This window comes from Candidatus Methanodesulfokora washburnensis (assembly GCF_003947435.1).
Lineage (GTDB): Archaea > Korarchaeota > Korarchaeia > Korarchaeales > Korarchaeaceae > Methanodesulfokora > Methanodesulfokora washburnensis.
Genome location: NZ_RCOS01000134.1, coordinates 1 through 7,197 on the forward strand (window position 1 = coordinate 1; position 7,197 = coordinate 7,197).

Sequence of the window (7,197 nt, forward strand, 5' to 3'; positions counted from 1 at the left end):
AATGGCTGATCTATTATTCAGAATAGATTCTAGGAATAAAGCTAAGATATGATGAGGGGAATATCCATGAATTCCTCCATGTTATCTCATAAATATTAAATTGAATCTAATGGCTTGAGATGTGTTCACAAATTTGTGGACAGAGGAGCTGAATGGGAGGGGGATGATCCCTAGAGCTAAATCTTATTCCATATATTTGTCAAAAAGGATATGAAAAGCAATATGAACATAATATAAAAGTATTCAAATAGATCTTTATAAAAAATCTTGCCATTAGGGGATATAGATTTTTATATCCGATTCTTCTTAATTAGGTATGGGTTACGAGAGCAATTCGAGAGAATATAGAAGACCAACTCCCCTGCTAATAGTTACTAAAAATGTGAAGGTATATATAGATGAGATATTGCAAGAAAAAAAGAAAGGAACGAGCACAATTGACCTCATCTTTCAATATGTGAAAATCCTCATGCTTATAGCACCAGAGGAGAGGATAAAAATATGGTCTTCTGTTGCTAGAACCCTGGAGAAATATGCAATAAGGAGGAAAGGGGATATAAATGTGTGGGAGATGATGGGATTCGCCAAATATCACCTTTTCAAGGCATATATAACACTCCTTATCAGGAGGATAGCAGGAGCTTATGGGGAAGGAGGAACTGATCTTATGAAATATCATACATTCGTAAATATTTTATATGGATTGTTGAAAAACAGGGATTTCGCTAAATGGAAGGAAGGGATTGATGAGGCTATTGCCAGGATAAAAATAAAGATAGGGGAAAACAACTCCCATCTAGATGAGATGCTCTTTATAATGGGGATAACGGCAAGTAGGCTTTGCTACTATCTCGATTCCACAAAGGAGGGAAAGGATGAGATAAGGAGGCTTATAACACCAGAGGAGAAGAAAGAGGATATAAGGGAATCTGAAAAATCAGAAAAAGAGGAGAATGTGGAGGAGGGGACTTAAAGCTTAGATCAAGGATATTCCCTGATTGTATTAAGGGATCTCTTTCTTGGCTGTGCTGTCCACAAATTTGTGGTGCATATCAATCTGTGAAATAATGTCCCGTAAAATTGTGGGGATGGGATGCTGATCTCAGCTGTTCACAAATTTGTGAACACAGCAAAATCCAGGAAAGGAGAGCCTAATCCTAATATGTAAAGGAAAGGAATATTTCAGAAAAGGGGTTAGATTGTTAGGTTTTTCAGCAATTATTTGGGGGACATATATGGGGGGGGTTATATGCATATGTTCAATAAAAAAAGGGGGGATATAGCTAGAAAAAGTGCGGAAAAAAACCTAACATCCTAACCTCCTTTTTGAATTATTCCATATATTCGATAGGCTCTTGGCTTCTCCTCTTAACAATTTCCTTTAGATCTATTCCCCTGAACCAAACCTTATTTTTTGGTTTTATCCTTCTAACTCCCTTTTCAGCTCCTAATAGCTCAACGTCGTGGTAAAATGTGTTTCTCCCCTCTCTGAATACTTTGTTCTCCTTACACCAATTTTCATAAGCTTGATATAACATCTCTCCCTCGATTTCGTAAGTTTCAGCGAAAGAACAACATTCCTCTAGGAATTCTGAGACATTAGACTGAGACTCTATCAATAGCTGATAGGTTCTCTCCCTCTCTTCCTCATCCTTAACTATCCATCCCCTCTTTTTGACCAAATAGGTGCAATAGATGAGGAATTCCAAAAATGAGGTTATATTTACCTCATTCATCAGCTTTCTCTCATCCTCTGTCCATTCATGTGGATTTGTTGTTTCTACTATGTTTATCCTGTTTAATAGAGCCTCATCAGTCAGTCTTGGGAATCTTGGGATCTCATTAGTTGCTATGAACATGCATAAATACATATCCTGTTGTCTTGGATTTTTATGTTTTATATCAACATAGACCGTGTCTCCTCCTGTTATCCTCTTTAGTATCTCAATATCCTTAACTATAATGTCCCCTGCCTCAGACATCAGCATAACCTTAGATCCTAAGGCATGTTGCAGAGCAAATCGGTTATTTCTGCTCACTATCTGCTTTAGATCCCCTGAGACTGCAAAGGATCCCAAAGCAGGTTTTATAAGCCTAAATAATAGTGTGGTTTTCCTTGATCTTGGATCCCCTGTTATTATGTTTATCTTCTCATCCGTGTTCTTCCCTGCTAATATCGTGCCTAAGCATAGCTTTAGCCTCTCCCAATTCGCTTCATCATATTGTTGTCTAATGATCTTATACCAAGCTTCATTTTTGAAATAGCTCTCATCTATCGTCTCCTCCTCTATTCCCTTTAAGAAGCTCTCAGAGGGATAATTCACAAGTATTTTTGTGAAATATTTCCCCTCAGCATATTTCACCTTTAAATCGTTCATATCTAGGACTTTCCCATTGCTCAGAGGGAGAAGATCAGGGGGATTTATATCATAGATTCCTATTTCCTCAGCTTGTGCTTGAATCTCCTTTAAGGCTGTGCTTATTACTATATGCATATCTGGGGAATCACTTATCCCATATAGAATAAGGAGGTTTGTTATCTCCTTAGGCTCCATTAATATGTTATCAGGGGGGAAATAGGCATAAAGCTCTCCCTCCTTGCTTTCCTCAATTTTAAGGTTCACGAATCCCATATATTGAGCCTCGATTAGCTCCCTTATTATCTCATATATCAAAGATGGCTTATCCCTGAACTCTATTCTTTTGTTAAAGATCTCCCTCATGTTTTCCAAAGATGAGGCTATTTCTGTGGGATCATCCTCTGGCTTTGGTGTTAATATCCCCCTAGCTAGTGCTTTCCCTAAAGCTAAAGGCAATAGAAAGCCTCTTTTTTGCTCTTTAAACCATCTTTTCTTTTCTAAATGGGACATTGAGAGCCAAATATCGATAGATGGCATTATATCCTGTATTTTTTCAGCCAGGGCATTAGATAGAGCATTAGCAAATATCTGTCTTATCCCATCAGGGGATAATCCCTGATAAGGATTTATATCCCCCTTTTCCCTATTTTTATTCGTGGCTCCTTGCCTCCTCCTTCTCATATATCATCCCTCCTCTTCTTGGGAAAAAGAAAGATTGAATTTTCGAAGCCTCTTTCTCAGAAAAAGCATATCTTAGGATTATCACATCAGCTATTCTTTTTGCTGTCTCATGGATCCATTCCTCTATCTCCTCCTCATTCTGTGAAAACGAAAAATTTTTATTCAGAACACCACTATTTAATGATGAAGGGGACTTCTCACCACATGGGATTTTCTCCTTGAGAACCTCCTTTTCTGTCCTCTCTTTTTCCATTTTTATCTGACCTCAATCATCTCTTTAAGAGGAGATAAAGTTTCCTCAAGCTTCTTGATGTCTATCTCATAGATAACAGGGTGATGAGGTTCATTGATGGGTTTTATTATCCCCCTAGCTTTTAATTCCACGACAATAAGCTCAGCATATTTTCTAGAAACTCCTTTCCCCATCATTATTGTTATGATCTCTATCCACGTCCTCTTATTGTTCTTTTTTGCCTCATCTAAAAGTCCCATCAGACCCAAAAACCTCTTACTTGGGACTATTACATATCCCCCCATGCTCATCCCTCTATCCTAGATTAGGAATGATCTCCTATATAAACTTTAGTTCCCTCTTTTCCCCTCTGTTTTCCCTATTCCTCAGTTTCTAAAAGCCTCTCTAATGCCTTAACGTCTATCTCATAGATTGCTCTGTCGAAATAGCTCCCTATTCTCCTCAGAATTCCCTCATTTATGAGCTTTGCCGTTATGAAGACAGCCTTAGCCTCAGTCATCCCCTCCTTTATCAAGGATTTTATTATTTTGTTATAGCTTCTCCTTTTCCTCTCCTTTCCCATCTCTAAAAGTTTTAATAAAACTTTCCTCTCTCTTATTAATCTGGGATCCTGGATTTCCATCATTTTTTCACTATGAAATTTTCTCAAAAAGCCATTTATAAACCTTTATTGTGCCTATTGCATAAGTTCAATAAGAACGATATGAGCTTTGTTCACATATTTAACAGGATTCCCTATTATCTTTATAAAATATTTACTTGTAACGCATCTTCCCTGAATTACTTCTCCTGTTGTAACTTTTATCTTAACAATCTTTCCATTGTATTCGTTATCAAAGGTTTCCATCTCCTTTATCCCTCTCCTCTCCTTTTTCTCCTCCTTCTGATATGCCATTTCTTTGATCCTTCCCTCAATCTTTATATACCTCTTTGCTATATAAAAGCATAGCTGGGTCGAACTTCACGTCCCACATCATAGAGGGGGGGATAAACCTCCCCCCTGATGATGTGGTTCCTAGATCTTTTTTCGAAAAAAGGGATATGGGAAAGCTCAGCCTTTTCTATCTCCCTGTCTCCTCCTTCTCCTTCTCTCTGTCTCGTATTCCTCATAAGGAGGTTTGCATATAATACAGGCTATAATAGCCTCCTTCTCCCTCTCATTTATCCTCATCTAATCATCCCCCTCCTCTATCTCCTCCTCCTTCACTAATCCCTTCTCCATTATCTCCATGATTAGATCCCTTGCTTTTTCATTTAAGCTTATCTTTAGATCCGTGCATGGATTCTGAAGGTATTTCTCAGCTATCTCTAAAATGCCATTTAGCTCTATCCCTAATCTTTCATTCAGCTGTGTTGTAGTCTTTTTCAGCATTTCTAAATTCTCCTTTGTGGGATTCTCCTTGAAAGCTCCGCATGAAGATGAAAACTTATAGATATACCAAGCTAGCCTTTCAGCATCCGTATATGTCCTTTTAACTCCTTTTCTCAGGATCTTTCTCCTGAAAAACCTCCTTATTGCTCTTTTAAGCTTTCTGAAAAACTTGGAAATTCCCTTTTTCATGATCTCATCCCTCCACAACTATCGTCTTTATCCCCTTTGAGAAAACTTTTCTGAAAACTTCTCTAGCTCTCTCTATCCTCTCCTTAGTCATCCCCTTAGTTTTCCTTTTCATAAAATATTGCATCACATCAGAGAGTGTCTCCCCATCTATTTTTATCGTCTCAGAGGCTATATTCTGAAGCCCTGCTATCTCTAAGAGATCCATCCCTATCCTAGCTATCTCCTCCTTTTTACCATCATTTAGTGAAACTCCTCTGAAATATTCCTTTAAGGATTCGAGATATTCTATTGCCCTTTCATAGTCCATAAGTCCCCTTAGATCAAGTCCCTCCCTTGTGTGCAATTTCGAAACATAGATATATTGATTTTCTGGCCCAAGATAGCATTTCCTCAGCCTCCTCTTTCCCTCCTCCTTTTCAACATGGACAGCATAGAGATAGGTGTTTCCCCCTGATTCCCTCCTCTCAATATAATCTATCAGAGAAGAGCATCTAGGACAGACAGATCCCTTAAGCTCCTCCTCAGCCATCCCTATCCCCTCCCCTCCTTTTAACATATTCCTCAACTGCCCTTACAATCAGGGAATTAACTGATGTCTCCTCCTCCTTAGCTATTTTTCTAAGCTCGTTCATCAGATCAACAGGGATGTAAAGAGACTTCATAACGGAATCTCTCCTCTTAGCCATTTTCTCATTCCTCCCTAAACTTCAAGTGAATAAGGAGGAAATAGTAGCTCTCTGGGTTTATGAAAAATGAGAGCTTTAGATTATGCTTTTCAGCTATCTCCTCTATACCTAGCTCATTCATCCCTCATCCCCTCCTTTCTTTTCCCTCTATAATACCACCTGCAAAGGAAAGAGGGGAAATGTCTCCTCCTTTCCTCCTCTATGAGCCTCTTTTCCTCAGGATCTCCCATTCCATCTATTGTCATTTCTCAGCTCACCTCCCCTTTTCTCAACAAACTCATATCTTATTTCCAATCCTCCCCTTATCTGATCACAATAAGGCTTTGCCTCAAAGTCTATGGAAAAGCCATGTTCATCAGCTATTCCCCTTATCTCATCAAACTCATCCTTTGTTAGAGTCCTTTGATCGCATTCTATGATAAAACCTCTTTCACTAACCTCTATTCCAAGAATATAGGCTCTTTGAACCTTTTTCTGGATCTCATCAGCTATTCTAAGAGCTTTTTCCTCATATCCCCTTATCCTTCTCTTCTCCTCATCACTCAGCCTTTTTTCCAAAGTTCTATCATTCAAAGGTGAATAGACAGGGATTTTCCTTTTTTCAAATATGCTCATGGAATATCGACCTCCTCCTCCTCTTTTTTCACATCAAAGCATCCGTGAACCCTCATTTCCCTCTCCTTTATGAAATTAAGAGCCTCCTCCTCAGTCTTGAACTCCTTTACCTCCCCATCTATCTCATCATCAAAGATCCTGACTATGAATCTGTCTATATCATCAATTATTTCATAGTTTCCTTCATGCCTCATCCAAAGGATTTTTATGTCCCTTGAGTTGAGAAGGAAATCGACAGCCTCATCTATCTTGTGAGCCACGAAAAAGAGCCTATTTCTGTCCTCATCCATTATTATGATGTGTCCGCAGTTTCCAAAGACGACGAAGTTCCTCCATGTGCTTATCAGTCTCCCTTCGTAGTCCGCCTTTATTACCTCCTCCTCCACAATTCTCCTGAATTCCTCAGAGAGGAGAAGCCTCCTCTCCTCATCACCTATCTGGGACATGTCTGGGGACTTCTCACCACATGCCATATCCACATCCCCCTAGCAATTTACCAATTTGGTAATAAAAAGCTAACGTTTCTAAAACTATGAGCTAAACTGAGCTTTCCTAGAGCTTATTTTGCTCCTTATTCATAAAATCTGGAAAATAGATTACAAAAACCTAGAATAGGAATTTGCTTCACAAGAATGAATGAAATTGAGGTATTTAAACCCTCCCCCCTCCCCCCCTTTGTCCACAAATTTGTGAACAATCCATCCCCCCCTAGAATCCCCCTTATAAATAAGTGTCCTTTCAAGCCTCTATTCCACAGATTTAAAACTAATTCCCCCCTCTCGACTGTCCACAAATTTGTGAACACAGCATCCCTGAGCCATCTAATTTTTAATTGAAAAATAGAGCCTCTCTGAGCAATGTTCACCTAAACACATCTAATTTTTAACTGAAAAATATCCCCTCCATTAGCTTAGATTTTATTGAAACTCTTTTTCCTAAAACTAAAAAACCTAAGGAAAATTTTCATCTCCAGAGCTTTAGGCTTTATAACTATTTTTATATTTTGATTATGCTGAGACTGAAAACCTCTCTCCTCAGCTA

The 7,197-nt window shown here is 38.6% G+C and carries 12 protein-coding genes; 1 reads left to right on the forward strand and 11 read right to left on the reverse strand.

Annotation, left to right across the window (positions count from 1 at the left end):
• The first annotated feature begins 316 nt into the window (after positions 1 to 316).
• A complete protein-coding gene (locus tag D6D85_RS11475; RefSeq protein WP_125672176.1) occupies positions 317 to 973 on the forward strand; it encodes a hypothetical protein in 657 nt (218 codons plus the stop codon).
• A 358-nt stretch (positions 974 to 1,331) separates the two neighbouring features.
• On the opposite strand, the gene D6D85_RS11480 is transcribed toward D6D85_RS11475, so the two are convergent.
• From D6D85_RS11480 to D6D85_RS11525, 11 genes are all read right to left on the reverse strand, one after another.
• A complete protein-coding gene (locus D6D85_RS11480) occupies positions 1,332 to 3,041 on the reverse strand; it encodes a DUF5906 domain-containing protein (protein WP_125672177.1) in 1,710 nt (569 codons plus the stop codon).
• Positions 3,010 to 3,294, reverse strand: a complete 285-nt coding sequence (locus D6D85_RS11485; protein WP_125672178.1) for a hypothetical protein — start codon at positions 3,292 to 3,294, stop codon at positions 3,010 to 3,012. Before D6D85_RS11485 ends, D6D85_RS11480 begins: the two co-directional genes overlap by 32 nt.
• 2 nt (positions 3,295 to 3,296) lie before the next feature.
• A complete protein-coding gene (locus D6D85_RS11490) occupies positions 3,297 to 3,578 on the reverse strand; it encodes a hypothetical protein (RefSeq protein WP_153184013.1) in 282 nt (93 codons plus the stop codon).
• Between the two features lie 74 nt (positions 3,579 to 3,652).
• On the reverse strand, positions 3,653 to 3,919 hold the full coding sequence (locus D6D85_RS11495; RefSeq protein ID WP_125672180.1) for a hypothetical protein: 267 nt from the start codon (positions 3,917 to 3,919) through the stop codon (positions 3,653 to 3,655).
• Positions 3,920 to 3,970: 51 nt separating this feature from the next.
• Positions 3,971 to 4,189: a hypothetical protein gene (locus D6D85_RS11500; RefSeq protein WP_125672181.1), complete on the reverse strand. Its 219-nt coding sequence runs from the start codon at positions 4,187 to 4,189 to the stop codon at positions 3,971 to 3,973.
• Positions 4,190 to 4,465: 276 nt separating this feature from the next.
• Entirely contained in the window at positions 4,466 to 4,855 is a 390-nt protein-coding gene (locus tag D6D85_RS11505) for a hypothetical protein (RefSeq protein ID WP_125672182.1), read from the reverse strand.
• A 4-nt stretch (positions 4,856 to 4,859) separates the two neighbouring features.
• Positions 4,860 to 5,384 carry a hypothetical protein gene (locus D6D85_RS11510; protein WP_125672183.1) on the reverse strand — a complete coding sequence of 175 codons (525 nt, stop codon included), beginning with the start codon at positions 5,382 to 5,384 and terminating at the stop codon, positions 4,860 to 4,862.
• Positions 5,377 to 5,541 carry a ribbon-helix-helix domain-containing protein gene (locus D6D85_RS11515; RefSeq protein WP_125672184.1) on the reverse strand — a complete coding sequence of 55 codons (165 nt, stop codon included), beginning with the start codon at positions 5,539 to 5,541 and terminating at the stop codon, positions 5,377 to 5,379. Before D6D85_RS11515 ends, D6D85_RS11510 begins: the two co-directional genes overlap by 8 nt.
• A gap of 113 nt (positions 5,542 to 5,654) precedes the next feature.
• Positions 5,655 to 5,786: a hypothetical protein gene (locus D6D85_RS17075; protein WP_272914442.1), complete on the reverse strand. Its 132-nt coding sequence runs from the start codon at positions 5,784 to 5,786 to the stop codon at positions 5,655 to 5,657.
• Positions 5,758 to 6,156 carry a hypothetical protein gene (locus D6D85_RS11520; RefSeq protein WP_125672185.1) on the reverse strand — a complete coding sequence of 133 codons (399 nt, stop codon included), beginning with the start codon at positions 6,154 to 6,156 and terminating at the stop codon, positions 5,758 to 5,760. The genes D6D85_RS17075 and D6D85_RS11520 overlap by 29 nt, the downstream gene beginning before the upstream one ends.
• Positions 6,153 to 6,629, reverse strand: coding sequence for a hypothetical protein (locus tag D6D85_RS11525; protein WP_125672186.1), 477 nt, complete (start codon positions 6,627 to 6,629; stop codon positions 6,153 to 6,155). The genes D6D85_RS11520 and D6D85_RS11525 overlap by 4 nt, the downstream gene beginning before the upstream one ends.
• Positions 6,630 to 7,197 lie beyond the last annotated feature (568 nt).

Excerpts from the sequence above, each read along its gene's own strand:
- D6D85_RS11475 (WP_125672176.1), top strand. The coding sequence starts at position 317 with ATGGGTTACGAGAGCAATTCGAGAGAATATAGAAGACCAACTCCCCTG.
- D6D85_RS11480 (WP_125672177.1), bottom strand. The coding sequence starts at position 3,041 with ATGAGAAGGAGGAGGCAAGGAGCCACGAATAAAAATAGGGAAAAGGGG.
- D6D85_RS11485 (WP_125672178.1), bottom strand. The coding sequence starts at position 3,294 with ATGGAAAAAGAGAGGACAGAAAAGGAGGTTCTCAAGGAGAAAATCCCA.
- D6D85_RS11490 (WP_153184013.1), bottom strand. The coding sequence starts at position 3,578 with ATGGGGGGATATGTAATAGTCCCAAGTAAGAGGTTTTTGGGTCTGATG.
- D6D85_RS11495 (WP_125672180.1), bottom strand. The coding sequence starts at position 3,919 with ATGATGGAAATCCAGGATCCCAGATTAATAAGAGAGAGGAAAGTTTTA.
- D6D85_RS11500 (WP_125672181.1), bottom strand. The coding sequence starts at position 4,189 with ATGGCATATCAGAAGGAGGAGAAAAAGGAGAGGAGAGGGATAAAGGAG.
- D6D85_RS11505 (WP_125672182.1), bottom strand. The coding sequence starts at position 4,855 with ATGAAAAAGGGAATTTCCAAGTTTTTCAGAAAGCTTAAAAGAGCAATA.
- D6D85_RS11510 (WP_125672183.1), bottom strand. The coding sequence starts at position 5,384 with ATGGCTGAGGAGGAGCTTAAGGGATCTGTCTGTCCTAGATGCTCTTCT.
- D6D85_RS11515 (WP_125672184.1), bottom strand. The coding sequence starts at position 5,541 with ATGGCTAAGAGGAGAGATTCCGTTATGAAGTCTCTTTACATCCCTGTT.
- D6D85_RS17075 (WP_272914442.1), bottom strand. The coding sequence starts at position 5,786 with ATGACAATAGATGGAATGGGAGATCCTGAGGAAAAGAGGCTCATAGAG.
- D6D85_RS11520 (WP_125672185.1), bottom strand. The coding sequence starts at position 6,156 with ATGAGCATATTTGAAAAAAGGAAAATCCCTGTCTATTCACCTTTGAAT.
- D6D85_RS11525 (WP_125672186.1), bottom strand. The coding sequence starts at position 6,629 with ATGGCATGTGGTGAGAAGTCCCCAGACATGTCCCAGATAGGTGATGAG.